This window comes from Streptomyces sp. NPDC048192 (assembly GCF_043202415.1).
Lineage (GTDB): Bacteria > Actinomycetota > Actinomycetes > Streptomycetales > Streptomycetaceae > Streptomyces.
Map to the genome: position 1 here is coordinate 24950 of NZ_JBIDAL010000005.1, position 23493 is coordinate 48442.

At 71.9% G+C, this 23493-nt stretch carries 20 protein-coding genes and 2 pseudogenes; 11 read left to right on the plus strand and 11 right to left on the minus strand.

Annotation, left to right across the window (positions count from 1 at the left end; genetic code table 11):
- Nucleotides 1–21: 21 nt before the first annotated feature.
- Nucleotides 22–1433, minus strand: a pseudogene (locus ACGFZN_RS10910) (peptidoglycan recognition protein).
- 137 nt (nucleotides 1434–1570) lie between these two features.
- Here ACGFZN_RS10910 and ACGFZN_RS10915 point away from each other — a divergent pair.
- From ACGFZN_RS10915 to ACGFZN_RS10930, 4 genes are all read left to right on the plus strand, one after another.
- Nucleotides 1571–2326 (plus strand): TIGR03089 family protein, encoded by a 756-nt coding sequence (locus tag ACGFZN_RS10915; protein WP_393858139.1) that lies wholly within the window; start codon nucleotides 1571–1573, stop codon nucleotides 2324–2326.
- A gap of 136 nt (nucleotides 2327–2462) precedes the next feature.
- On the plus strand, nucleotides 2463–3653 hold the full coding sequence (locus ACGFZN_RS10920; protein WP_393858140.1) for an LCP family protein: 1191 nt from the start codon (nucleotides 2463–2465) through the stop codon (nucleotides 3651–3653).
- A 230-nt stretch (nucleotides 3654–3883) separates the two neighbouring features.
- A complete protein-coding gene (locus ACGFZN_RS10925) occupies nucleotides 3884–5635 on the plus strand; it encodes an LCP family protein (protein WP_393858141.1) in 1752 nt (583 codons plus the stop codon).
- Nucleotides 5636–5717: 82 nt separating this feature from the next.
- On the plus strand, nucleotides 5718–7364 hold the full coding sequence (locus ACGFZN_RS10930) for an LCP family protein (protein ID WP_393858142.1): 1647 nt from the start codon (nucleotides 5718–5720) through the stop codon (nucleotides 7362–7364).
- Nucleotides 7365–7400: 36 nt separating this feature from the next.
- Here the strand turns inward: ACGFZN_RS10930 and ACGFZN_RS10935 are convergent, their stop codons facing one another.
- Entirely contained in the window at nucleotides 7401–8429 is a 1029-nt protein-coding gene (locus ACGFZN_RS10935; RefSeq protein ID WP_393858143.1) for a glycosyltransferase family 2 protein, read from the minus strand.
- A gap of 248 nt (nucleotides 8430–8677) precedes the next feature.
- On the opposite strand from ACGFZN_RS10935, the gene ACGFZN_RS10940 reads away from it, so the two are divergent.
- Nucleotides 8678–10063, plus strand: a complete 1386-nt coding sequence (locus ACGFZN_RS10940) for an LCP family protein (protein WP_393858563.1) — start codon at nucleotides 8678–8680, stop codon at nucleotides 10061–10063.
- Nucleotides 10064–10271: 208 nt separating this feature from the next.
- On the opposite strand, the gene ACGFZN_RS10945 is transcribed toward ACGFZN_RS10940, so the two are convergent.
- Nucleotides 10272–10832: an acyl-CoA thioesterase gene (locus tag ACGFZN_RS10945; protein WP_393858144.1), complete on the minus strand. Its 561-nt coding sequence runs from the start codon at nucleotides 10830–10832 to the stop codon at nucleotides 10272–10274.
- Nucleotides 10833–10951: 119 nt separating this feature from the next.
- Between ACGFZN_RS10945 and ACGFZN_RS10950 the strand changes: the two genes are divergently transcribed.
- Nucleotides 10952–12280: an LCP family protein gene (locus tag ACGFZN_RS10950; protein WP_393858145.1), complete on the plus strand. Its 1329-nt coding sequence runs from the start codon at nucleotides 10952–10954 to the stop codon at nucleotides 12278–12280.
- Nucleotides 12281–12347: 67 nt separating this feature from the next.
- On the opposite strand, the gene ACGFZN_RS10955 is transcribed toward ACGFZN_RS10950, so the two are convergent.
- On the minus strand, nucleotides 12348–12710 hold the full coding sequence (locus tag ACGFZN_RS10955; protein ID WP_393858146.1) for a four-helix bundle copper-binding protein: 363 nt from the start codon (nucleotides 12708–12710) through the stop codon (nucleotides 12348–12350).
- A gap of 163 nt (nucleotides 12711–12873) precedes the next feature.
- Nucleotides 12874–14031: an acyl-CoA dehydrogenase family protein gene (locus ACGFZN_RS10960; protein WP_393858147.1), complete on the minus strand. Its 1158-nt coding sequence runs from the start codon at nucleotides 14029–14031 to the stop codon at nucleotides 12874–12876.
- Between the two features lie 179 nt (nucleotides 14032–14210).
- Between ACGFZN_RS10960 and ACGFZN_RS10965 the strand changes: the two genes are divergently transcribed.
- Nucleotides 14211–15554 (plus strand): UDP-glucose dehydrogenase family protein, encoded by a 1344-nt coding sequence (locus ACGFZN_RS10965; protein ID WP_393858148.1) that lies wholly within the window; start codon nucleotides 14211–14213, stop codon nucleotides 15552–15554.
- Nucleotides 15555–15692: 138 nt separating this feature from the next.
- On the opposite strand, the gene ACGFZN_RS10970 is transcribed toward ACGFZN_RS10965, so the two are convergent.
- A complete protein-coding gene (locus tag ACGFZN_RS10970) occupies nucleotides 15693–16199 on the minus strand; it encodes a CGNR zinc finger domain-containing protein (RefSeq protein ID WP_393858149.1) in 507 nt (168 codons plus the stop codon).
- 83 nt (nucleotides 16200–16282) lie between these two features.
- On the opposite strand from ACGFZN_RS10970, the gene ACGFZN_RS10975 reads away from it, so the two are divergent.
- Both ACGFZN_RS10975 and ACGFZN_RS10980 read left to right on the plus strand, forming a co-directional pair.
- Nucleotides 16283–16654 carry a VOC family protein gene (locus tag ACGFZN_RS10975; protein ID WP_393858150.1) on the plus strand — a complete coding sequence of 124 codons (372 nt, stop codon included), beginning with the start codon at nucleotides 16283–16285 and terminating at the stop codon, nucleotides 16652–16654.
- Nucleotides 16655–16676: 22 nt separating this feature from the next.
- Nucleotides 16677–17072: a VOC family protein gene (locus ACGFZN_RS10980; RefSeq protein ID WP_393858151.1), complete on the plus strand. Its 396-nt coding sequence runs from the start codon at nucleotides 16677–16679 to the stop codon at nucleotides 17070–17072.
- Between the two features lie 21 nt (nucleotides 17073–17093).
- Here the strand turns inward: ACGFZN_RS10980 and ACGFZN_RS10985 are convergent, their stop codons facing one another.
- On the minus strand, nucleotides 17094–18206 hold the full coding sequence (locus ACGFZN_RS10985; protein WP_393858152.1) for a dipeptidase: 1113 nt from the start codon (nucleotides 18204–18206) through the stop codon (nucleotides 17094–17096).
- Nucleotides 18207–18472: 266 nt separating this feature from the next.
- Here ACGFZN_RS10985 and ACGFZN_RS10990 point away from each other — a divergent pair.
- Nucleotides 18473–18697 (plus strand): annotated as a pseudogene (locus ACGFZN_RS10990) (alkene reductase); the annotation flags it as partial.
- On the opposite strand, the gene ACGFZN_RS10995 reads toward ACGFZN_RS10990, so the two are convergent.
- The 3 genes from ACGFZN_RS10995 to ACGFZN_RS11005 are packed head-to-tail and all read right to left on the minus strand — an operon-like array spanning nucleotide 18646 to nucleotide 21487.
- A complete protein-coding gene (locus ACGFZN_RS10995) occupies nucleotides 18646–19824 on the minus strand; it encodes a dipeptidase (RefSeq protein ID WP_393858153.1) in 1179 nt (392 codons plus the stop codon). The pseudogene ACGFZN_RS10990 and the gene ACGFZN_RS10995 sit on opposite strands and share 52 nt — an antisense overlap.
- A gap of 5 nt (nucleotides 19825–19829) precedes the next feature.
- Nucleotides 19830–20351, minus strand: coding sequence for a 5-(carboxyamino)imidazole ribonucleotide mutase (gene purE, locus ACGFZN_RS11000; protein WP_393858154.1), 522 nt, complete (start codon nucleotides 20349–20351; stop codon nucleotides 19830–19832).
- Nucleotides 20348–21487, minus strand: a complete 1140-nt coding sequence (locus ACGFZN_RS11005; protein ID WP_393858155.1) for a 5-(carboxyamino)imidazole ribonucleotide synthase — start codon at nucleotides 21485–21487, stop codon at nucleotides 20348–20350. The genes purE and ACGFZN_RS11005 overlap by 4 nt, the downstream gene beginning before the upstream one ends.
- A 182-nt stretch (nucleotides 21488–21669) precedes the next feature.
- Here ACGFZN_RS11005 and ACGFZN_RS11010 point away from each other — a divergent pair, with 182 nt between their 5' ends.
- Nucleotides 21670–22170 carry a GtrA family protein gene (locus ACGFZN_RS11010; RefSeq protein ID WP_393858156.1) on the plus strand — a complete coding sequence of 167 codons (501 nt, stop codon included), beginning with the start codon at nucleotides 21670–21672 and terminating at the stop codon, nucleotides 22168–22170.
- A gap of 10 nt (nucleotides 22171–22180) precedes the next feature.
- Here the strand turns inward: ACGFZN_RS11010 and ACGFZN_RS11015 are convergent, their stop codons facing one another.
- Nucleotides 22181–23455 carry an ATP-binding protein gene (locus tag ACGFZN_RS11015; RefSeq protein WP_393858157.1) on the minus strand — a complete coding sequence of 425 codons (1275 nt, stop codon included), beginning with the start codon at nucleotides 23453–23455 and terminating at the stop codon, nucleotides 22181–22183.
- Nucleotides 23456–23493 lie beyond the last annotated feature (38 nt).

Below are 23493 nucleotides of genomic sequence, written 5' to 3' on the forward strand. Positions count from 1 at the left end.
GGACGAGCACCCCCGGCCGGCTCAGCGCCCCTGGTAGCGCGCCGCGCCGGAACGGGCCGCACCGAGCCTGGCGTAAAGCGACGCGCCGGGGCAGTCGGTGGCGAACCCGTCCCGATGGCCGGAGATCACGTTCAGTCGTACCTTCTTACCTTTCGGGTAGAGGTTGCCACCGCCCGACGTGAGATATGTCGTGCCGCGCGGGTCGGCGCCGGAGAGCCCGAGCTTCCACGCGACGAGCCGGGCGAGGGCCGTCACCGCGGCGCGGGGCGGCTTCGCCGTGCCGTAACTGCCGATCACGGCGATGCCCGTGCTGCTGCTGTTGAAGCCCGAGGTGTGCGCGCCGAGGACCGCCTTCGCCACACCGCCGGCGCGGCCCTCGTAGATGGTTCCGCACTTGTCGACGAGGAAGTTGTAGCCGATGTCCCGCCAGCCCATGCTCTTGACGTGGTAGCGCTGGATACCGCGGATGACGGAGGGGGCCTCGGCGCAGGTGTAGTCGTCGCCCGAGGCGGTGTGGTGCACGAAGGCCGCCTCGGCCTTCTTCGTGTAGCCGAACCCGGCTTCGCGCAGTGACTCGTCGGCGCCCCAGCCGAGACGCGTCACGATCGCCGGACGCGGCCCGATGCACGGCGTCCCCCGCGACGGCCCCTGCAGACGGGCGAGTTCGCGCTCGGTCGCCGCCCTGTCCAGCTCCGGGATCCGGGTGGCGCCGAAGGGGGCGGTGTCGGTGTCGGCGGCCGATGACGCGCGCGCCGCCTCCGAGAGCCGCCCGGCGCCGGGCGCGTCGGCCGGCCCGCCCTCGGGCGGCGGCGTCTCGCCGGGGTCGACCAGCTCCAGACGCAGTCCGGCGGGCAACGCAGTCCGGCGGGCAACGCGGGCCGCGGGGGATCCGGTACGGCCGTACGACCGCCCCGCGCATCCGTGCCACCCCGGCGGGCGCCACCCGCACCGACCGCGCGCACGCGGACGTCCACGCCGTCCGAGTCGCCCACCCACAGCGGCGCGGTCGCGCCCCGCACCCGGCGGGTGTCCCGTTCCGCCGTGCCCGGGTCGGGGCCGTGGTCGGCGTTGTGGGTGTCGACGTCCTGCCAGCCTGACCACCGCCCCGTCCGCGCCGACCGGGTCCGCACCTGGACCCGGCCGTGCAGTGCGGCGTCCGGATCGTCCCAGACGACCCCGACCAGCGAGAAGTGCTCACCGCCCGCCCGGACCAGGCCCTGCACCGGGGCGGTGCCGCGCAGGCGCTCCCGGGAGAGGGGGACGAGGGGCAGCGAGCGGGTGCCGCCCGGGGCGCCGGGCTGCGCGGGGCGGGCGGGGACGGCAGGCGCGGGGAGGGTGAGCAGCGGAACCGCGAGGGCCGCGGCGCAGGCGACCCCGATCGAGGACACGGCGAACGCCGGGACGCCGGTGGTCGAAGTGAGGAATCCACGCATGGCGATGATCTTGGATATAGTCGTACAAAATGCCCAACAGGGAGGTGCTGCGGCGAACTGACGGAGTGTCGGGAGCCGCTGCGCCGTACCGGTGGTCCCGCCGCGCCCCGCACCGGTCCGCGCGTACCCTGTCCCGGGTGAACGCCACCGATCGCACCCCCGCCGACCTGCTGGCTTCCGCGCTCGCCGCGGACCCCGGCCGCCCGCTGGTGACCTTCTACGACGACGCCACGGGCGAACGCGTCGAACTGTCCGTGGCCACCTTCGCCAACTGGGTGGCCAAGACCGCCAACCTCCTCCAGGGCGACCTGTCCGCCGGACCCGGTGACCGGGTGGCGCTGCTGCTGCCCGCGCACTGGCAGACGGCCGTGTGGCTGCTGGCCTGCTCCTCGGTGGGCGCGGTGGCGGACCTGGGCGGGGACCCGGCGGCCGCGGACGTCGTCGTCAGCGGGCCGGACGCGCTGGACGCGGCGCGAGCCTGCCGGGGGGAGCGGGTGGCGCTGGCGCTGCGGCCGCTGGGCGGGCGGTTCCCGCAGACCCCCGAGGGCTTCGTGGACTACGCCGTGGAGGTGCCGGGGCAGGGGGACCGGTTCGTGCCGTTCGCCCCCGTGGACCCCGAGGAGCCCGCGCTGATCGTCGCCGGGGCCGGGTTCAGCGGGACCGAGGTCGTCGAGCGGGCGCTCGCGGACGCGCCGTCGCTCGATCTGACGGGGCCCGGATCGAGGCTGCTGTCGGGGCTGCCGTACGACACCTGGGAGGGGGTCAGCGCCGGACTGCTGTCGCCGCTGGCCGTCGGGGGGTCCGTGGTGCTCTGCCGGCATCTGGAGCTGCTCGGTGAGGAGGCCCTCGCCAAGCGCGTCGACAGCGAGCGGGTCACGTCGGTGCGCCGCTGACGGGACCTGTCCCCGGCGCTCCGGGCAGGCACGGTTCCCCCGGTCGGAGTAGCTGAAGGCGCTGCCGGCCCAGTCCCCCGCCATGGTCGTAAGAGCAGGACGCGACGCTCGTACGCCTCAAGGGGGTGCCCCGGCCGTGGCCGACAGCGCAGGCAAGGCCCTCGGTCCCGGTGCGGGGGCCTCGGCCACCGGCCACGGGCTGGTGCGGCGGCGCCGCCGGCGGTGGGCGCGGGGGGCGGCGCTCGGGCTGGCCGCGCTGGCCGTGGCGGGCGTCGCGGGCGGCTGGGCGGTGTACGCCCGGCTCAGCGACAACATCACCGCCGATGACGCGGCCGCCCGCGAACTGCAGCGGTACGAGCAGGAGCGGCCCACCGAGCTGGTGCGGGGCGCGCAGAACATCCTGCTGATCGGGTCGGACACCCGCGCCGGGAGCGGCAACGGCGCGTACGGGCGGGATCTGGGCAGCGAGCGGTCGGACACGACGATCCTGCTGCATCTGGCGGCGAACCGGCGCAGCGCCACCGCCGTGTCCCTGCCGAGGGACCTGATGGTGGACATACCCGGCTGCCGGCAGAAGGACGGCAGCCGCAGCCGGCCGGTGTTCGCCATGTTCAACCACGCCTTCCAGGTCGGCGGTTCGGCGTGCACGATCCGCACTGTCGAGAAGCTGACGGGCATTCGGGTCGACCATCACGTGGTCGTGGACTTCAGCGGGTTCAAGGAGATGGTCGACGCCGTCGACGGCGTGCAGGTGTGCCTGAAGGAGCCCATGGACGACAAGGCGGCCCTGCTGAAACTGCCCGCGGGCAAGGTCACGCTCGACGGGGAGCAGGCGCTCGGGTACGTGCGGGCCCGCAAGTCGGTCGGCGACGGCAGCGACACCGAGCGGATGGAACGCCAGCAGCGGTTCCTCGCGGCGCTCGTGAACAAGATGCAGAGCAACCACGTGCTGCTGAACCCGGCGAAGCTGTATCCGGTGCTGGACGCGGCGACCTCCTCGCTGACCACCGATCCGGCGCTGGCGAGTCTGCGCGGCATGTACCAACTGGTGCGTGGGCTGCGCGACATCCCCATCGAACGGGTGCAGTTCCTGACCGTGCCGCGGGAGTCGTACGTCTACGACGCCAACCGTGACCAACTCGTGGAGCCGGAGGCGCAGAAGCTGTTCGGCCGGCTGCGCGCGGACCAGCCCGTGGCGGTGGCCCCGCGGGCGCCGAAGCCGGCCGCGGAGACGGACGGGAAGGGCGGCAGCCCGGCCGCCGGCCGTGCCCCCTCCCCCACGCCGACGTTCCGCGGGAACACGGCCGCCGAACGCACCTGCGCGTGATCCGCACGGCGGAACACCGCACGCGCGTCCATGAAAATGAGCCGGATTGCCCAGGTGTAGGCACGCGGAATTTGTCACCGGCGTCGCTGGACGCTGAACTGGGCGGATAGTGTGAGCGATCCGGTGCACCCGGCCGCGAGGTCCGTCCTGGGGTCGTGCACTGTTTCACCGAGACCCGAGCGCCTTTGAGGGGGAAGGCGCCGCGTTCCCGACGGAGGATTCGGACAACCGTGGACGCGCAAGGCCGTGGGCGGGCGGACGACATCGACCCCGCAGACCAGTGGGTGCTCAATCCGAACACCGGCGAATACGAACTGCGACTGAGCCCTTCCGCAACGCAGTCACCGGTTCCCGGTCCCCGCAGACCGGCCGCCCGGGAGGAGGCCGGCGCACCGCCCCGCCGTAACGACTCGGCACCCGACGGAGCGCGCCCGGTGCGCGGCGGTGACGTACCCCCGCCGCGGTCGGCCCGGCGCCGGGGCGGCGAACCGGAGACCCCGCAGGGGCGCAGGGCCGCCCGACGGCCGGTGAAGAAGAAGTCGAAGGCCAAGAAGGCCTTGGCATGGACGGCCGGCGGCACGGCGTTCGTGCTGGTCGCCATCGGCGCCGCCGGCTATCTGTACATCAAGCACCTGAACGACAACATCACGTCCGTGTCGGACGACGGGGCGGGCACCGGTGGCTTCCGCAAGGACGAGGCGATCAACATCCTGCTGATCGGCACCGACAAGCGCACCGGCAAGGGCAACGAGGGCTACGGCGACCCGGGCAGTGTCGGGCACGCCGACACCACCATCCTGCTGCACGTCTCCAAGGACCGGTCCAACGCCACCGCGCTGAGCATTCCGCGCGACCTCATCACGAACGTCCCGGACTGCCCGACCAAGCAGGCCGACGGCACCGAGAAGGTCATCGCGGGCACCCAGAACGTGCGTTTCAACACCAGCCTGGGACAGGACGGCCGTACCCCGAGCTGCACCATGCGGACCGTGACCGAACTGACCGGGATCAAACCCGACGACTTCATGGTCGCCGACTTCAATGCGGTGAAGACGCTGACGGATGTGGTGGGTGGCGTCGAGGTCTGCCTCGGCAAGGACATCGACGACCCGGACTCGCATCTGAAACTGTCCAAGGGCATGCACACGATCCGGGGTGAGCAGGCACTGGCGTTCGTGCGGACCCGGCACTCGGTGGGCTTCGGCGGCGACCTGAGCCGGATCGGGCTGCAACAGCAGTTCCTGAGCGCGCTGATGCGCAAGCTGAAGGGCAACTCCACCCTGAGCAGCCCCACGAAGATGCTGAACCTCGCGGAGGCGGGCACCAAGGCCCTCACCGTGGACGACAAGCTGGACAGCATCGGCAAGCTCAAGGACCTGGGGCTCGAACTGGGCAAGCTCAATCTCAAGAACCTGACCTTCACGACCGTGCCGGTCAAGGACAACCCGGCGGACGGTACCGTCCACAAGACGGTGCTCCTCGATCCGGCGCTGGCCCCGCAGGTCTTCGAGGCGATCAGGAACGACATCTCCTTCACCGAGGTGAAGAAGAAGCAGAAGGCGGCGAAGGACGCGCAGGCCGCGCGCCTGAAGGGGAGCAGGTCCGCGCCCTCCGACGTGCGGGTGCGGATCCTCAACGGCGGCGCCCAGCCGGGCAGCGCGCAGGAGACCCTCGACTGGCTGCAGAACCAGGAGGGCGTGCTGAAGTCGGAGAACGCGGGCAACGCGCCGGCGCAGCTGAGCAAGACCACGCTGGAGTACGCCCCCGACCAGGCGGCGCAGGCACGGGAGCTGGCCCACCTCATGGGCCTGCCCGGCTCGGCGCTCAAGCCCGGCAAGAGCGTGACCAACTCCCAGGGGCTGCCCGCGATGACGCTGACCCTGGGCAAGGACTTCAAGGGCGCCGGGGTCTCACTCACTCCGCCGTCGAAGGCGCCGGACGTCGCGAAATCCACGGCGGACAAGGTGCAGTGCGCCTCGTAGGTAACCCCGCGGGCCTGTCGTGCGTCTAACCGGTCGTGGGGAGGCCCTGTTTCATGGGCACGGGTAGGGGAGGGCAGGACGATTGGCGCAGAGTGATGTACGGGGGCAGGATCCTGCGGTCGGCGACAGAACGCCGCCCGCACCGCGGTACCCGGCGACGCCGGCAGGGTCCGGCCGGCACGGCGGAGGGCGGCGCAGAGGCGGCTCCGACGCCGAGCGGCCGCGGCGCAGACGGCGCGCGCTGCGCTGGTCTGCGACCGTGCTGTCGGTGGTGATATTCGGCACTGCATGTGCCGGTTATCTGTACTACCAGCATCTGAACGCCAACATCCGCAAGGGTGAGCGCAGCAGCGCCGACGACTCCAAGGCGTACAGGACTCCGGCGAACGCGGCCGGACAGAGGCCGGTGAACATCCTGCTGATCGGCTCCGACAGCCGGAACTCCGCAGAGGATCTGAAGCTCGGCGGCAGCAAGAGCAGCGTCGGTGCTCCCCCGCTCGCCGACGTACAGATGCTCATCCACGTGTCCGCGGACCGCAGGAGCGCCGCCATGGTGAGCATCCCCCGGGACACCCGCGTGCACATCCCCAAGTGCACGGACCCCAAGACCGGCAAGACGTACCCGGAGACCGACGACATCATCAACACCACCCTGGCCCGGGGCGGGGCCGGCTGCACGCTGGCCACCTGGGAGAACCTCACCGGGGTCTACATCGACCACTGGATGATGATCGACTTCGCAGGTGTGGTGAACATGGCTGACGCCATCGGAGGCGTCGAGGTCTGTGTGAAGCAGAACGTGTGGGACCACCCGACGCCGGCCCAACCCGGCGGCTCCGGGCTGAAGCTGAGGGCCGGAACCCACAAGGTCTACGGCGAGCAGGCCCTGCAGTGGCTGCGCACGCGGCACGCCTGGGGCAGCGATCCTCTGCGGGCCCGCGCCCAGCACATGTACCTCAACTCGATGGTCCGCACCCTGAAGCACCAGAACGTCTTCACGGACAGCGGGCGGCTGATGGACCTGGCCGAGGCGGCCACCAAGTCGCTCCAGGTCTCCCAGGAGATCGGCACGGTCAAGAAGCTGTACGACCTGGCCATGGAACTGAAGTCGGTGCCGACGAACCGCATCACGTCGATGACGATGCCGAACGTCAAGGACTCGCAGAACAGCGAGCACGTCGTGCCCGACGAGGCCAACGCCGACAGAGTGTGGCAGATGCTCCGCGACGACGTGCCGTTCGACAAGAACGGCAAGCCGTCGGCCACGAAGCAGGCGGCGAGCAAGACCCCGGCGACCAAGTCGCCCTCCACGGACCCGGGGCGGCTGGGGGTGCTGGTGCGCAACGCCACCCGGACCTCCACGCAGGCGCCGGTCGGCGGCCGGGCGAACGACGTCAGCCAGGTGCTGGCGCAGAAGGGGTACACACGGGCGGCCGCCGACACCTCGGGGACGTTTTCGGAGCGGAGCACGGTCGTGCAGTACCCGAGCGCGGACCTGCAGGGTGACGCCCAGGCCGTGGCGACGGCCCTCGGCATCCCGCTCAGCGCGGTGAAGCAGTCCACCGACGTCTCGGGAGTCACGGTGGTCGTGGGCGCGGACTGGCGCAGCGGCGCGAGCTATCCCAAGCCGTCCGAGCCGAAGGCCGGTGACGTGCCCCACGGCTCTGACGCCATCAACGGTGCGGACACCAGCACGTGCATGGACGTGTACAAGCCCTATCGGTGGTGACCGGCACCGGGGCCCCGGCGACGGGGCCCCGCCGGATCAGCGGGCGCCGACCACCGCCGGCCGCCGCGACGCGATGACTTTCTTCGCCAGCGACCGCGGGCTGGTCAGGAAGCCCCAGCCCCAGGACATGTGCATGGTGGCCAGGGCCACCGGGATCTGCAGCCGGGCCTTCGGCGGCAGGCCCCGGCCCGCCGGGAGCGAGCCCGCGGCGATCGCCGCCAGATAGCCGCCGGGGACGAGGAAGGCCCACGGGGTGAGCGCCGCGCCGGCCACGATCCCGGCCGCTATCGCGCACACCGCCGTCGGCGGTGCCAGGTAGCGCAGGTTGATGGAGCCCGAGTGGTAGCGGGCCACGACGTGCCGCCAGCGGCCGTAGTCCTTGTACTGCTTGGCCAGCGCCCGCACGCTCGGCCGCGGCCGGTACGACACCTTCAGCTCCGGCGAGAACCAGATCAGCCCGCCCGCCTCCCGGATCCGGAAGTTCAGCTCCCAGTCCTGGGCGCGGATGAACTCCTCGTTGTAACCGCCCTGCCGCTCCAGGGCCTCGCGGCGGAAGACGCCGAGGTAGACGGTCTCGGCGGGCCCGGCCTCGCCGCCGGTGTGGAAGGCCGCGTTGCCGACGCCGATCCGCGAGGTCATCGCGGCGGCGACCGCGCGCTCCCAGTCGTTCTCGCCCTCGGCGTGCATGATGCCGCCGACGTTCTGCGCGCCGGTCTCCTCCAGCAGCCGCACAGCGGTCGCGATGTAGTTCGGCGAGAGCATGCCGTGGCCGTCGACGCGGACCACGATCGGGTGCCGGGAGGCCTTGATCGCCGCGTTCAGCGCCGCGGGCGTCCGGCCGGTCGGGTTGGGGACGGTGTGCACGCGCGCGTCTTCCGCCACGAGCTGGGCCGCGATCTCGTCCGTGCGGTCCGTGGACGGACCGAGGGCGATCACGACCTCCATCTCGCCGGCGTACTCCTGCGCGAGGATCGCTTGGACGGCCCCGCGCAGATGCCGTTCCTCGTTGAGGACGGGCATGATCACGGAAACTGCGGGGTGTCGCACGTCGGGCTTGGCGTTCATAGGGGCCTCACGTTACCGCGAACGGGGGACACCGGTGCGCGCCGCCGGGGCCAAGGGCCGGGCTGGAGATCGTATCGGCCTACCGTGCTCACGGATCCCACGTACGGCGTCGTCCGGAGGTGTCCCCCTTGGCCAGCCCGCCCCGGTCCCCCGCGCGTCCGCGCCGACCGCAGCAGCCCCACCGTGTGCCGCGCCCGCCCGAGCGGCCGGTGCGGTCCGTACGGCCGCCCCGGCGGCCCCGCTGGGCCATGCGGGCGGTGAGCACGCTGTCGGTCGTGGTGCTCGCCTCGGCCGGGATCGGGCACGCGGTGATCAGCAGCCTGGACGCGGGGATCGCCCGGGTCGACGCCTTCAAGGACATGAAGAACCGGCCGCAGGCGGGCCACGGCATGAACATCCTGCTGGTCGGCACCGACGGCCGGGACAAGATCACCGAGCAGGAGCGGCGGCGGTACCGGCTGGGCGGGGCGCCCTGCCACTGCACCGACACGATGATGATCGTGCACGTCTCGGAGAACCGGGACCGGGCCACCGTGGTGAGCCTGCCGCGCGACTCCTACGCCGAGGTGCCCGCGAGCACCGACCCGGCCACCCGCAGACAGCACCCGGCGCACCCCATCAGGCTGAACGCGGCCTACTCCGAGGGCGGCCCCCAGCTGACCGTCCGCACGGTCGAGAGCATGACCCATCTGAAGATCGACCACTATCTGGAGGTCGACTTCACCAGCTTCATGAGGACCGTGGACGTCCTCGGCGGGGTCAGCGTCTGTACGACGACGCCGCTGAAGGACTCCTACAGCGGGCTCGATCTCTCCCCGGGCCGGCACACCCTCAACGGGGGGCAGGCCCTGCAGTACGTGCGGGCCCGGCACGTCGACGCCACCAGCGACCTGGGCCGGATGCGGCGGCAGCAGCGGTTCCTGGCCGCGCTGATCGAGCGGGCCACCTCCTCCGGGGTGCTGCTGAACCCGATGCGGTTCCGGGACGTGACCCGGGCGGTGCTCGGCTCGGTCCGCGCCGACGAGGGCTTCGGCACCGACGAGCTGCTCGACCTCGGCCGCGCCATGCGGGACTTCTCCCCTTCGTCGTCCGAGTTCACCACCGTGCCCATCGGGCAGATGAACTACGCCGTCAAGGGCATCGGCTCGACCCTGAAGTGGGACCAGGCCAAGGCGAGCCGGCTGTTCGCGGCCCTGCGCGACGACAAGCCGCTCACCGCGCCGCCGCCCGCGCATCCCCCGCAGGGCCGCGCGCAGCCTCCGGCGCCGGTCGAGGTGGACCCGCGGCAGATCCAGGTCCAGGTGGCGAACGGCACCGCCACGATGGGGCTCGCCAAACGCGTCGACGCCGCCCTCGCGGCGGCCGGCTTCGCCACCACCCGTCAGCCGGTGACCGCCCCCGCCCATGTGCCGCACACGGTGATCTCCTACGACCCCCGCTGGGACCGCTCCGCCCGCGCGCTGGCCACCGCCCTCCCCGGCGCCCAGCTGCGCGCCGTACCGGGCCAGGGGCCGCTGCTGAAGGTGACCGCGGGCGCCGACTTCAAGGACGTGCGCAAGGTGCGCTTCGAGGACCCCGCCCAGCCCCAGCAGGCGGCCGTCCGGGGCAACGAGGTGACCTGCGCCGGCGCCTAGCCTAGGGCCCTTCTGACAATGCCCGTCTGCCGCGCGACGCCATGCACGCACTCTCGCCGCACCAGCGGCACTCCCCCAGCCTTCGGCCGGGGGAACCCCAGAGCACGCACCTACGGCATGCATCAGCTGCTTCGCAGCGGGCGCGCGGCCGCCCTTCGGGCAACGACGCGAATGGTCAGACAGGCCCTGGCCCACTGGGCGCGCCCGGTCAGTCGTCGAAACCCTCCGCCGCCCGCTTCTCGCGCAGCTCGCGGATGGCGCGGCGGCGGGCCAGGCGGTGGGTGCGGCGGATCTGGGCCTCCTGGTAGCGGCGGCGGTCCCGGTCGGTCTCCGGGATCACCGGCGGCACCCGGCGCGGCTTGCCGTCGGCGTCGACGGCGGCGAAGACCAGGTAGGCCGAGCCGACCTGGGTGGCCGGGGTCGACTCGTTCCAGCGCTCGGCGAGGACCCGCACGCCGACCTCCATGGAGGTCCGGCCGGTCCAGTTCACCTGCGCCTTCACATGGACCAGGTCGCCGACGCGCACCGGCTCCAGGAAGACCATCTCGTCCATGGACGCGGTGACGGCCGGACCGCCGGAGTGCCGGCCGGCCACGGCGCCCGCCGCGTCGTCGACCAGCTTCATGATCACACCGCCGTGCACCGTGCCCAGCAGGTTGGTGTCGTTGTGGGTCATGATGTGGCTGAGGGTGGTGCGCGAGGCGGACGTCGGCTTGCCCGGGATGTCCGGCTCCGTGTCCCGTTCCACGTCCGTGGCCTGGTCTGTCATGCCCTCCACCTTATGCCGAAGCGGCAATCGCGGAATTTGTGTCGGCTTCGCAACAGCGCCGCTGTGATTTTCCGACAGCCCTTGTACGCCTCATACCGGCGCCCTGCACACTGGGGCGCATGAATGACTGGCCCGAGGGATGGTCCGACGACAACCGCGGCCCGCGCTACGGACGCGGCAGTGCCGGCGCACAGCCGGAGGGCGCCCGCGTGATGCGTCAGGTGCGGCGCGGCCCGGCGGTACCGCCCGGTCAGCGCTCCTACGGCGACCCCGGCCCGGCGGCGCCGCCGTACGGGGCCGCCGGCGTCCCGCAGCAGCCGTCCTATGTCGACGGCCAGGGCTACGGCGACGGCGCCGGTTACGACAGCGGCTACAACACCGGGCAGGTGTACGGCGGCGGGCGGCGCGGCGGCGGCTTCGTGCCGAACGACAACGACCCGGACCCGGAGCTGGACCGGTACCGGCCGCGCCCGAACTGGCGGCGCCGCATCAAGTGGACCGTGATCACGCTGGCGACCGTGCTGGTCGTCACCTCCGTCGGCACCTACTTCTGGGCCGACTCCAAGCTGCGCCGCGAGGTCGACCTGTCCAAGGTCATCGACCGGCCGGCGTCCGGCTCCGGCACGAACTACCTGATCGTCGGCTCGGACAGCCGTGAGGGCATGTCCAAGGCGGACGAGAAGAAGCTGCACACCGGGGGCGCCGAGGGCAAGCGCACGGACTCGATGATGATCCTGCACGTCGGCGACAACGGCGACACGCTGGTATCGCTGCCGCGCGACTCGGACGTCGTCGTCCCGTCGTACAAGGGCTCGACCTCCGGGAAGGTCTACCCGGCGCAGGGCCGGCACGCGAAGCTCAACGCCACCTACGCCGAGGACGGCCCGACGCTGCTGGTCCGCACGATCGAGGCCAACACCGGGCTGCACATCGACCACTACGTGGAGATCGGCTTCCAGGGCTTCGCCAACATCGTGGACGCCGTCGGCGGTGTCACCATCGACATCGACAAGGGCTTCAAGGACTCCTACTCGGGCGCCGACTTCAAGGCCGGCAAGCAGAAGCTGAACGGCGCGCAGGCCCTCGCCTTCGTCCGCACCCGGCACGCGTTCGCCGCCTCCGACCTGCAGCGCACCAAGAACCAGCAGAAGTTCCTGTCGGCCCTCGCCCACCAGGTGGCCACCCCGTCCACGGTCCTCAACCCGTTCAAGCTCTACCCGACCATGGGAGCGGGCCTGGACTCCCTGATCGTCGACAAGGACATGTCCCTGTGGGACCTGGCCTCGATGTTCTGGGCCATGAAGGGCGTCCAGGGCGGCGGCGGCACGTCCATGAACATGCCGATCTCCGGCTCCGTCGGCGGCAACCTGGTCTGGGACAAGGCGAAGGTCAAGACCCTGGTGAACGAGCTGAACAACGACCAGAAGGTCACCGTCTCCGGCTCCTGACACCGAGAGCGGCAAGACTGTCGAGGGCGTCCCCGCGGGCGCCCTCGACCTGTTCGCCCGCGAGGGCTCACATACCGGCCCCCGCCATCGCCCGGCAGGTCTCCGCGCAGCGGCGACACGCCTCCGCGCAGCGCATCATCTGCTGGTCGTCGGGCATGGTCATACACGCCTCGGCGCACATCTCGCACACCTTGGCGCACATCGTGCACATCTCGGCGGACATGGGCGAGCGCCGCATCATCATGTCGGCGCACATGCGGGTCATCTCGGAGCAGTCCATCAGCGCCCGCATGACCTGCATCTGCTGCTGGCCGCCCTTCTGCATGCAGGAGCTCATGGTCTCCTCGCACATGCTGTGGCAGTTCATGCAGGCCTCGATGCAGTCCTGCATCTGCTGCGTCAGGGCCGGCATCATCTGGGACTGGGTCATGGCTCCTCCTGGGAACCCGGGGGCCCGGGGCGGACCCCGTGTGCTTCCGTCCTACGACGGCCCGGCCCCGCGCGCATGTGACCGACCGGTCGTAAGGTGCCCCGGACGAGCGACGAAGGGCGCCCCGCAGGGCGCCCTTCACCGGCGGTCAACCACCGTGCCGCTACGGCAGGTTGCGGGCCATGACGATCCGCTGGACCTGGTTGGTGCCCTCGTAGATCTGGGTGATCTTCGCGTCGCGCATCATGCGCTCCACCGGGTAGTCGCGGGTGTAGCCGTAGCCGCCGAGGAGCTGGACGGCGTCCGTGGTGACCTCCATCGCCACGTCCGAGGCGAAGCACTTGGCGGCGGCGCCCAGGTAGGTGAGGTCGGCGTCGCCGCGCTCGGAGGCGGCGGCCGCCTGGTAGGTGAGGGCGCGGGCCGCGGAGATCTTCATCGACATGTCGGCGAGCATGAACTGGATGCCCTGGAAGTCGGCGATCGGCTTGCCGAACTGCTTGCGCTCCTGGACGTAGCCCTTGGCGTAGTCGAAGGCGCCCTGCGCGCAGCCCAGCGCCTGGGCGGCGATGGTGATGCGGGTGTGGTCCAGGGTCTTCATCGCGGTCGCGAAGCCGGTGCCCTCCTCGCCGATCATGCGGTCGGCGGGTATGCGCACGTTGTCGAAGTAGACCTCGCGGGTCGGGGAGCCCTTGATGCCGAGCTTCTTCTCGGGGGCGCCGAAGGAGACGCCCTCGTCGGACTTCTCGACGACGAAGGCGGAGATGCCCTTGGTGCGCTTGGCCGGGTCGGTCACCGCCATGACGGTGTAGTACTCGGAGACGCCCGCGTTGGTGATCCAGCGCTTGACGCCGTTGAGGACCCAGTGGTCGCCGTCGCGGACCGCCTTGGTCTTCATGCCGCCCGCGTCGGAGCCCGCCTCCGGCTCGGAGAGGCAGTACGAGAACATCGCGTCGCCCTTGGCCAGCGGGGCCAGGTACTTCTTCTTCAGCTCCTCGGAGCCGGAGAGGATCACCGGGAGCGAGCCGAGCTTGTTCACCGCGGGGATGAGGGAGGAGGAGACGCAGGCGTGGGCCACCTCCTCGATCACGATGACCGTGGCGAGCGCGTCGGCGCCGGCGCCGCCGTACTCCTCGGGGACGTGCACGGCGTGCAGGTCGTTGGCGACCAGGGCGTCGAGGGCCTCCTGCGGGAAGCGGGCCTCCTCGTCCACCGCCGCGGCGTACGGCGCGATCTTCGCCTCGACCAGGGAGCGGACGGCGTCCCGGAGCATGTCGTGCTCCTCGGACGGGCGGTACAGGTCGAAGTCAGCCGATCCGGCCACGGACTCACGCTCCAAAGACGCAGTGATACTGACGCTAATTACCGTTAAGTAACTCAAATTTTAGAGGGCCGCCCGGAGGACGCCTACGTGACCTACACGACAGCGGGGAAATTGCCCGCCGAGCGGCCCGACTATGCTCAGGGGCCGCAGCCCCGACGTACCCGAGCTGGAGCACATCCATGAGCCTGAAGATCACCGTGATCGGCACCGGCTACCTCGGCGCCACGCACGCCGCGGCCATGGCCGAGCTCGGCTTCGAGGTGCTGGGACTCGACGTCGTACCGGAGAAGATCGCCCTGCTGGAGCGCGGCGAGACCCCGATGTACGAGCCGGGGCTCGAGGAGCTGCTGCGCCGGCATGTGGCGGGCTTCGACGGGTCGACCGGGCGGCTGCGGTTCACCACCGACTGGGCCGAGGCCGGCGCCTTCGGCGATGTGCACTTCGTGTGCGTCAACACCCCGCAGCGGCACGGGGACTACGCGGCCGACATGTCGTACGTCGACTCCGCGATCGCCTCCCTCGCCCCGCATCTGCGCGGCCCGGCCCTGGTCGTCGGCAAGTCGACGGTGCCGGTGGGCACGGCGGACCGGCTGGCGGACTACCTCGCCGCGCACGCCCCGGCGGGCGGCGACGCCGAACTGGCCTGGAACCCGGAGTTCCTGCGCGAGGGCTTCGCCGTGCACGACACCCTGCACCCGGACCGGATCGTGGCCGGCGTGCGCAGCGAACGCGCCGAGAAGCTGCTGCGGGAGGTGTACGCGACCCCGCTCGGCGAGGGCACGCCGTTCGTCGTCACCGACTTCCCGACCGCCGAGCTGGTGAAGACGGCCGCGAACTCCTTCCTCGCCACGAAGATCTCCTTCATCAACGCGATGGCGGAGGTGTGCGAGGCCGCGGGCGGTGACGTGGCGAAGCTGGCGGAGGCCATCGGGTACGACGACCGGATCGGGAAGAAGTTCCTGCGCGCCGGGATCGGTTTCGGCGGCGGCTGCCTGCCGAAGGACATCCGGGCGTTCATGGCGCGCGCCGGTGAGCTGGGCGCGGACCAGGCGCTGACGTTCCTGCGCGAGATCGACTCCATCAACATGCGCCGGCGCGGCCAGATGGTGGAGATGACCCGCGAGGCGCTCGGCGGGGGCTCGTTCCTCGGCAAGCGGGTCGCGGTGCTCGGCGCCACGTTCAAGCCCGACTCGGACGACGTCCGCGACTCGCCCGCGCTGAACGTGGCCGGGCAGATCCATCTGCAGGGCGGCCAGGTCACGGTGTACGACCCGAAGGGCATGGACAACGCCCGCAGGGTCTTCCCGACGCTCGGGTACGCCGGCTCCGCGCTGGAGGCGGTGCGCTCGGCGGACGTCGTCCTGCACCTGACCGAGTGGCGGGAGTTCCGCGAGCTGGACCCGGCGGCGCTCGGCGAGGTCGCGACGGCCCGGGTGATCCTGGACGGCCGCAACGCGCTCGACCCGGAGCTGTGGCGCCGGGCGGGCTGGACGTACCGGGCGATGGGCCGCCCGACGGCCTGACGCGCGTGCGACGGCGCGGGCGCTCGGCGTAACGGATTCACGGCGTAACGGACTCACGGCGTACGGCGACGCCGGTTCGGCCGAGGCTCAGTCGGCCGAACCGGCGTCTGTCCGCATTCTGCACCAAGACCCTGTGGGTCAGGGCCGCTTCGCCCGGTAGCGGCGCATCTTCGCGCGCGCCCCGCACACCTGCATCGAGCACCAGCGGCCCCGCCCGGCGGGGCTGCGGTCGTAGTACGCCCAGTGGCAGTCGGCGGCCTCGCAGGCCTTCAGCCGCATCCAGGTGCCCTGAGCCACCCCCTCGGCCACGGCGGCGGCGACCCGGTCGAGCAGCGGCGCGTCCGGGGCGGGGGCGAGCGCGGCCGAGCCGTCCTCGGGGTCGACGCTGACGTACAGCGGGGCGCGGGCCAGCAGTTCGCCGAGCGGGGTCACCGCGCGGTGCGGCCGGTGCCCGGCGTGCGCCAGCAGCGCGGCCCGCAGCGACTCGCGCAGGTCCAGCGCCGCGGCCAGAGCGTCCTCGGGGACGCCGAAGCGGGCGCGCCCGTCGGCCGTGTCGAGCGCGTCGGCGCCGGTCTCCAGGTCCAGGGTGTTGACCAGGGACTCCACCAGCCCGAGCGCTCCAGGGGCGGCCGATCTCTCGCTCATGCTTGCGACGTTACCTCCCATGGGGGAGCATGCAGTAACCGTTACCGGTTACCCGTCTTCAGAGGTAACCCGAGGAGGTAGTCATGGCTCTCGCCAAGCTCGGTGTCGTGGTGCTGGACTGTCCCGATCCCCGTGCGCTGGCCGGCTTCTACGCCGCGGTGCTGGGCGGCACGGTGGAGGCGAACTCCGACGACAGCGGCGAGTGGGTGGACCTGAAGGTGCCCGGCGGACCGGCGCTGGCCTTCCAGGAGGCGCCGGGGTACGTGCCGCCGCGCTGGCCCGCCGCCGACCACTCGCAGCACTTCCACCTGGACCTGGTGGTGGAGGACCTGGACGCGGCCGAGAAGGGGGTGCTGGAGCTGGGCGCGAAGCCGCTGGACGCCGACGATCGCGAGCGCACGTTCCGTGTGTACGCCGACCCGGCCGGGCACCCGTTCTGCCTGTGCGCCTGCTGAGCGCTTCCCGAAGGAGGATTCCATGACGTCGTCCGTCGCCCGGTTCCGTTCCGTCGTCCTCGACTGCCCCGATCCGCACGCGCTGGCCGCCTTCTACGCCGCGGTGGCCGGGGGCACCCCCCGGGCGGAGGACGACGACTGGGTCGTGCTGGAGGTGCCGGACGGCCCGCGGCTGGCCTTCCAGCGGGCCGAGGGGCACACCCCGCCGGAGTGGCCGCGCGCCGACCGCAACGGCCAGCAGTTCCACCTGGACTTCGACGCGGGCCCCACCTGGGCGGACGTCGACGCGGCCCATGAGCGGGTGCTCGCGCTCGGCGCCCGGCCGCTGGACCTCGAAGACCGCGAGAAGAAGGACTTCCAGGTGTACGCCGACCCGGCCGGGCATCCGTTCTGCCTGTGCCGGATCGAGCACCCCTGACCCGAGGGGCCGGGGCAACGGCTAGGGGGCGGCGTCCAGTTCCGTGAGGGTCGCGGAGGGCGCCGCCCGGCGCTGCTGTGCGGCGCGGGCCGCGGAGTCCGCGCTGCGCAGCACCCGCTGGACGTTGCCCCAGGCCAGCAGGGCCAGCTCCGGCTCGGACCAGCCGCGCCGCAGGAGCTCGGCGATCAGGTGGGGGTAGCGGGAGGCGTCGGCGAGATCGCGGGGGTGGGCGGCGCCGGAGTCGTAGGTGCCGGACAGGCCCACGCACTCGGGGCCGGCCACCTCGCGGACGTGGTCGAGGTGGTCGGCGACGTCGTGGACCGTCGGCCCGGTCTGCTCGGCGGTCAGCGGCACCATGCACAGTCCCCTGGCCGCGCCCAGGGCGGCGAGCAGTTCGTCGGGCAGATTGGCGGGGTGCGATCGCAGGGCGCGGGCCGCGGAGCGGGTGCACAGCACCGGGGACTTCGACAGCGCGACGACCCGCTCGGCGGTGGCGGCCGCGGCCCCGGAGACGTCGGCGAGGACGCCGAGCCGGTTCATCTCGCGGACCACCTCCTCGCCGAACCGGGTGAGCCCCTGCTCCCCCGCCCAGGCCGTGCCCGCGAGCGTGAGCACGCGCAGGCCGAGGGCGTGCAGGATGCGCAGGACGCCGAGGGAGCCGTCGAGCGCGGTGGCGTGGGCGGGGCCGAGCAGCACGGCGACCCTGCCGCGGTTGCGGGCGTCGATGATCTGCCCGGCGGTGCGCACCAGGCGCAACCCCTCCGGGTGGGCCTCGACCACCGAGCGCGCCTGGTCCACCTGCTCCAGGGTCGCGGCCGTGGCGCGAGCGCCGCCGGGGCCCTCCGGCAGGTGCAGCGACCAGAACAGCGCGCCCACGTGACCTTCGCGCAGCCGGGGGACGTCGGTGTCGACGGCCGCCTCGCCGAGTTCGAGGTCGTACCGGGGCAGATGGCGCAGCGCCCGGGGCAGTCCGCTGTAGCCGTCGGCGACCGGGTGCGCGGCGAGGAGGGCGTGGGCCCGCTCCAGGCAGGCGCGCCCCTCCTCGTCCCGGTCCGCGGGGAACGGGTCGTCCGGCAGGGCCTCGTCCTCGGCGACCTCGGTCGTGGCGGGGATGTCGTCCTGGAGGTCGGCCATGGCGGGCTCCGTACGTCGTCGTGGCTCACGTCGGTCGTGAGCTGCGTCGTGGTGGGGCGTATCGCCACGGTCGCACGGGGAGGACGGGAACCTCCCGGTGAGTGGGGCGTTCGGGGGTACGGCCGGGTCAGGCGTCCCGGGCCGTGCGGATGACCTCGTCCAGGGTCTCCCGGACGGGGGCTCCCCCCGCTCGAGCGCAGCCGAGAGTGGGGGGAGGCGCAGATCGGCGATCATGCCTGACCACCGGGGCCGTCACCGGGGCCGTCCGGGAGATGCTGGCGGCCGGCGCCGAGCTGGTGGCGCTCGGCCGGCCGTTCCTCGCCAACCCGGACCTGGTCGCCCGGCTGCGGCTGGGCGCACCGCTCAACCCGGTCCGGGACCGGTACTTCATGTACGTGGGCGGGGCGGAGGGCTACAACGACTACCCCGCCCTGGACGGTCAGCCGTCCAGCGACTCGATGGTGGCGACGGACGGCGCGCGCGTGGCCTGAAGGTCACGGGCCACGTCCTCGGCCGCGCCCAGCACCCGGACCGCGTTCTGCCAGGTCAGCTTGGCCAGGTCGGCCCTGGACCAGCCGCGGTCGAGGAGTTCGGCGAGGAGGTTGGGGTAGCCGGAGACGTCGCCGAGGCCGTCGGGGGTGAAGGCGGTGCCGTCGTAGTCGCCGCCGATGCCCAGGTGGTCGACGCCGGCGACCTCGCGCATGTGGTCCAGGTGGTCGGCGACCGTGGACACCGTGGCGACGGGGCGCGGGTGGCGCTCCTCGAAGGCGCGGTGGAGCTTCATCGCCTCGGGGCTGGTGTCCAGGTGGTGCAGACCGTGGGCGCGCAGGTTCTCGTCGGCCGCGGCGGTCCAGTCGACGGCCGCCTGGAGGACGAACTTCGGCACGAACGTCACCATCGCGACACCGCCGTTGGCCGGCAGCCGCTCCAGGACGTCGTCGGGGATGTTGCGCGGGTGGTCGCAGACCGCGCGGGCGGAGGAGTGGGAGAAGACCACCGGCGCCTCGGAGGTGTCGAGCGCGTCGCGCATGGTCGCCGGCGCCACGTGCGAGAGGTCGACCAGCATGCCGAGCCGGTTCATCTCGCGGACGACCTCGCGGCCGAACGCGGTCAGGCCGCCGGCCCGGGGCTCGTCGGTCGCGGAGTCCGCCCAGTCCACGTTGGAGTTGTGGGTGAGCGTCATGTAGCGCACGCCGAGCGCGTACAGGCCGCGCAGGGTGCCCAGCGAGTTGGCGATGGAGTGGCCGCCCTCGGCGCCCATCAGGGAGGCGATACGGCCCTCGCCGCGGGCCGTCTCCATGTCGGCGGCGGTCAGTGCGGGGGCCAGGTCGGCCGGGTAGCGGGCCAGCATCCGCCGGACGCAGTCGATCTGCTCCAGCGTCGCCGCGACCGGCTCCGGCTGCTCGGCCGGCACGTACACCGACCAGTACTGGGCGCCGACCCCGCCCTCGCGCAGCCGCGGGATGTCGGTGTGCAGGTGCGCGTGCTGGTGGCCGGCGATGTCCAGCTTGTCCAGGTCGTAGCCGGTCGCCTTGCGCAGCGCCCAGGGCAGGTCGTTGTGGCCGTCGACGACCGGGAACTCCCGCAGCAGCTCCCGGGCCGTCTCGGCGGACGTCATCGCCGTCACTTCCCGAAGCCGAAGCGGCCCTGGCCCTCGACCTTGGAGCGCAGCCGCTTGCCCTTCTCGGTGGCCTGGTCGTTCAGCTCCTGCTGGAAGTCGCGCATCCGGTGCAGCAGGTCCTCGTCGTGCGCGGCGAGGATGCGGGCCGCGAGGAGCCCGGCGTTGCGGGCGCCGGCGACGGAGACGGTGGCCACGGGCACGCCGGCCGGCATCTGCACGATGGAGAGCAGCGAGTCCATGCCGTCGAGGTACTTCAGCGGGACCGGCACGCCGATGACCGGCAGCGGGGTGACGGAGGCCAGCATGCCGGGCAGGTGGGCGGCGCCCCCGGCCCCGGCGATGATCACCTTCAGGCCGCGGTCGGCGGCCTGCTCGCCGTACGTGATCATCTCGCGCGGCATGCGGTGCGCGGAGACGACGTCGACCTCGTAGGCGATCTCGAACTCGTCCAGGGCCTTGGCGGCGGCCTCCATGACGGGCCAGTCGGAGTCCGACCCCATGACGATGCCAACAACGGGGCTCATTCGGTGATGGTGCCTCTCAGGTAGCCGGCTGCGTGGCGGGCGCGCTCCAGCACGTCGTCCAGGTCGTCGCCGTAAGTGTTGACGTGTCCGACCTTGCGGCCGGGCTTCACGTCCTTGCCGTACATGTGGATCTTGAGCTTGGGGTCGCGGGCCATGCAGTGCAAGTAGGCGGAGTACATGTCCGGGAAGTCGCCGCCCAGCACGTTCACCATGACGGTCCACCTGGCGCGCGGGCGCGGGTCGCCGAGCGGGAGGTCGAGGACCGCGCGGATGTGGTTGGCGAACTGGGAGGTGATCGCGCCGTCCATGCTCCAGTGGCCGGAGTTGTGCGGGCGCATCGCCAGCTCGTTGACGAGGATGCGGCCGTCGCGGGTCTGGAACAGCTCCACCGCGAGGTGCCCGACGACGCCCAGCTCCTTGGCGATGGTCAGGGCCATCTGCTCGGCCTCCAGCGCCAGGGACTCCTCCAGGCCCGGGGCCGGGGCTATGACCGTGTCGCACACGCCGTTGACCTGCTGCGACTCCACCACCGGGTAGGCGACGGCCTGGCCGTGCGGGGAGCGCACGACGTTGGCGGCGAGCTCGCGGACGTAGTCGACCTTCTCCTCGGCGAGGACGGGCACGCCGGCCTTGAAGGGCTCGGCGGCCTCCTCGGCGCTGTCCACGACCCACACGCCCTTGCCGTCGTAGCCGCCGCGCACGGTCTTCAGGACCACGGGGAAGCCGTCGCCCTCGGCCGCGAACCGGGCCACGTCGTCGGGGTCGGCGACGATGCGGTGCCTGGGGCAGGGGATGCCGATCGCGTCGAGCTTCGCGCGCATCACGCCCTTGTCCTGGGCGTGCACCAGCGCGTCGGGGCCCGGGCGCACGGGGATGCCGTCCGCCTCCAGGGCCCTGAGGTGCTCGGTGGGCACGTGCTCGTGATCGAAGGTGATCACGTCGCAGCCGCGCGCGAACTCGCGCAGCGTGTCCAGATCGCGATAGTCGCCGACGACGACATCGTTCACGACCTGCGCCGCGGAGTCCTGAGGGGTGTCACTGAGAAGCTTGAACCTGATGCCCAGCGGGATGCCCGCCTCGTGCGTCATACGCGCGAGCTGGCCTCCGCCGATCATGCCGACTACCGGGAACGTCACACCCCTAGCGTATCGGCCACGCCGACAGGACCGGACAACGTCCCCCGCATGGCCTCTTACCAGTCGCTTTCCCCTCTCTTTCCGATCTGTTTCCTGGTATTGCCCTTGTGCGCAGGCGGCGGAGGGTTCGCGTGGATAGCATGGCGGGGCTGACGAAACCTACCGACGGGAGCTGCACAGCCATGGAACCTCGTTCCTCGGGGCTGCAACGGCTCGTACGCGAGGTGGCCAAGTTCGGCACCGTCGGCGTTGCGGGCATCTTCGTCAACCTCGGCGTGTTCAACCTGGTCCGCCACGTCTCCGACCTCCCGGTGGTGCGCGCCAGCATCATCGCCACCGTGGTCGCGATCGCCTTCAACTACGTCGGCTTCCGCTACTGGACGTACCGGGACCGCGACAAGGGCGGGCGCACCAAGGAGCTCTCGCTCTTCCTCTTCTTCAGCGCGATCGGCCTGGTCATCGAGAACGGCGTGCTCTACCTGGCGACCTACGGCTTCGGCTGGGACAGCCCGCTGCAGAGCAACGTCTTCAAGTTCGTGGGCATCGGCGTCGCGACCCTGTTCCGCTTCTGGTCGTACCGCACCTGGGTGTTCCGGGTGCAGCCGAGCCACGAGGCGGAGTCGATCCTGGTCGCCGAGTCGAAGCGGCCCCACCCCGAGCACAAGTCCCAGCGCGTCCCGTAGGCGCCGCGCCTCAGCGGACCGTGGGCGGCTGTTCCTCCCCCGGCTTGCGGGCCGGCGGGGTGCGGGACAGGAACAGGCCGAACACCGGCGGCTGGGCCTGGAGCAGCTCCAGGCGCCCCCCGTCGGCCTCCGCCAGGTCGCGGGCGACGGCGAGGCCGATCCCCGTGGAGTTGCGGCCGCTGATGGTCCGCTCGAAGATCCGCGCGCCGAGGTCGGCCGGGACGCCGGGGCCCTCGTCGGTGACCTCGACCACGGCCTGGTTGCCGGTGACGCGAGTGCGCAGCGCGACCGTGCCGCCGCCGTGCATGAGGGAGTTCTCGATCAGCGCCGCCAGCACCTGGGCCACCGCCCCGGGCGTGCCGACGGCCTGCAGATGCCGCTTGCCGGAGCTGACGATGGCCCGGCCGGCGCTGCGGTAGGCCGGGCGCCACTCGGCGAGCTGCTGCTGGATGACCTCGTCCAGGTCGAAGGTGACGGCGGAGCCGGTGCGCGGGTCGCGGGAGTTCGTCAGCAGCCGCTCGACCACGTCGGTGAGCCGCTCGACCTGGGTGAGCGCGACGTTCGCCTCTTCCTTCACGATGTCCGGGTCGTCCGTGAGGGTGATCTCCTCCAGCCGCATCGAGAGGGCCGTCAGCGGGGTGCGCAGCTGGTGGGAGGCGTCGGCGGCCAGGCGCCGCTCGGCGGTCAGCATGCGGCCGATCCGCTCGGCGGAGGCGTCCAGCACATCGGCGACCCGGTCCAGCTCGGGGACGCCGTAGCGCTTGTGCCGGGGGCGGGGGTCACCGGAGCCGAGCCGTTCGGCGGTCTCGGCGAGGTCGGTCAGCGGGGAGGCGAGCCGGTTGGCCTGCCGTACGGCGAGCAGGACGGCCGCGACCACCGCGAGCAGCGCCACCAGGCCGATGATCAGCAGGGTGCGGCCGACCTCGCGGGTCACGGCGGAGCGCGGCTCCTGAACGGTGACGGTCTCGCCCTCCTCGCCGCGCTGCATGGCATGGATCACGTCGCCGTGCGGCCGGGTGCCGATCTCGATCGGCGGCTTGCCGGGCATGCGGATGACCGCGAACTGCTCCCGGCTGACCGGATTGCGCAGCACCTCCGCGTTGACGTTCTCCGAGGCGAGGATCCTGCTGTCCACGATGCTGGCCAGCCGGATCGCCTCGGATTCCACCCGCTCCTGGGCGCTGTTGCTGATCGTCCGCGATTCGACGATCACCAGGGAGATGCCGAAGACGGCGATCACCACCAGGACGACGGCGAGGGTGGACTGGATGAGACGTCGGCGCATGTTCCGTTACCTGAGGTGGTCGCTGGGTCCCGGGAGGG

What these genes read in the sequence shown, in the direction of transcription:
- ACGFZN_RS10935 (WP_393858143.1), bottom strand. Translation starts at nt 8,429, where the DNA reads ATGAACGCCAAGCCCGACGTGCGACACCCCGCAGTTTCCGTGATCATG.
- ACGFZN_RS10940 (WP_393858563.1), top strand. Translation starts at nt 8,678, where the DNA reads ATGCGGGCGGTGAGCACGCTGTCGGTCGTGGTGCTCGCCTCGGCCGGG.
- ACGFZN_RS10945 (WP_393858144.1), bottom strand. Translation starts at nt 10,832, where the DNA reads ATGACAGACCAGGCCACGGACGTGGAACGGGACACGGAGCCGGACATC.
- ACGFZN_RS10950 (WP_393858145.1), top strand. Translation starts at nt 10,952, where the DNA reads ATGAATGACTGGCCCGAGGGATGGTCCGACGACAACCGCGGCCCGCGC.
- ACGFZN_RS10955 (WP_393858146.1), bottom strand. Translation starts at nt 12,710, where the DNA reads ATGACCCAGTCCCAGATGATGCCGGCCCTGACGCAGCAGATGCAGGAC.
- ACGFZN_RS10965 (WP_393858148.1), top strand. Translation starts at nt 14,211, where the DNA reads ATGAGCCTGAAGATCACCGTGATCGGCACCGGCTACCTCGGCGCCACG.
- ACGFZN_RS10970 (WP_393858149.1), bottom strand. Translation starts at nt 16,199, where the DNA reads ATGAGCGAGAGATCGGCCGCCCCTGGAGCGCTCGGGCTGGTGGAGTCC.
- ACGFZN_RS10975 (WP_393858150.1), top strand. Translation starts at nt 16,283, where the DNA reads ATGGCTCTCGCCAAGCTCGGTGTCGTGGTGCTGGACTGTCCCGATCCC.
- ACGFZN_RS10980 (WP_393858151.1), top strand. Translation starts at nt 16,677, where the DNA reads ATGACGTCGTCCGTCGCCCGGTTCCGTTCCGTCGTCCTCGACTGCCCC.
- ACGFZN_RS10985 (WP_393858152.1), bottom strand. Translation starts at nt 18,206, where the DNA reads ATGGCCGACCTCCAGGACGACATCCCCGCCACGACCGAGGTCGCCGAG.
- ACGFZN_RS10995 (WP_393858153.1), bottom strand. Translation starts at nt 19,824, where the DNA reads ATGACGTCCGCCGAGACGGCCCGGGAGCTGCTGCGGGAGTTCCCGGTC.
- purE (WP_393858154.1), bottom strand. Translation starts at nt 20,351, where the DNA reads ATGAGCCCCGTTGTTGGCATCGTCATGGGGTCGGACTCCGACTGGCCC.
- ACGFZN_RS11010 (WP_393858156.1), top strand. Translation starts at nt 21,670, where the DNA reads ATGGAACCTCGTTCCTCGGGGCTGCAACGGCTCGTACGCGAGGTGGCC.
- ACGFZN_RS11015 (WP_393858157.1), bottom strand. Translation starts at nt 23,455, where the DNA reads ATGCGCCGACGTCTCATCCAGTCCACCCTCGCCGTCGTCCTGGTGGTG.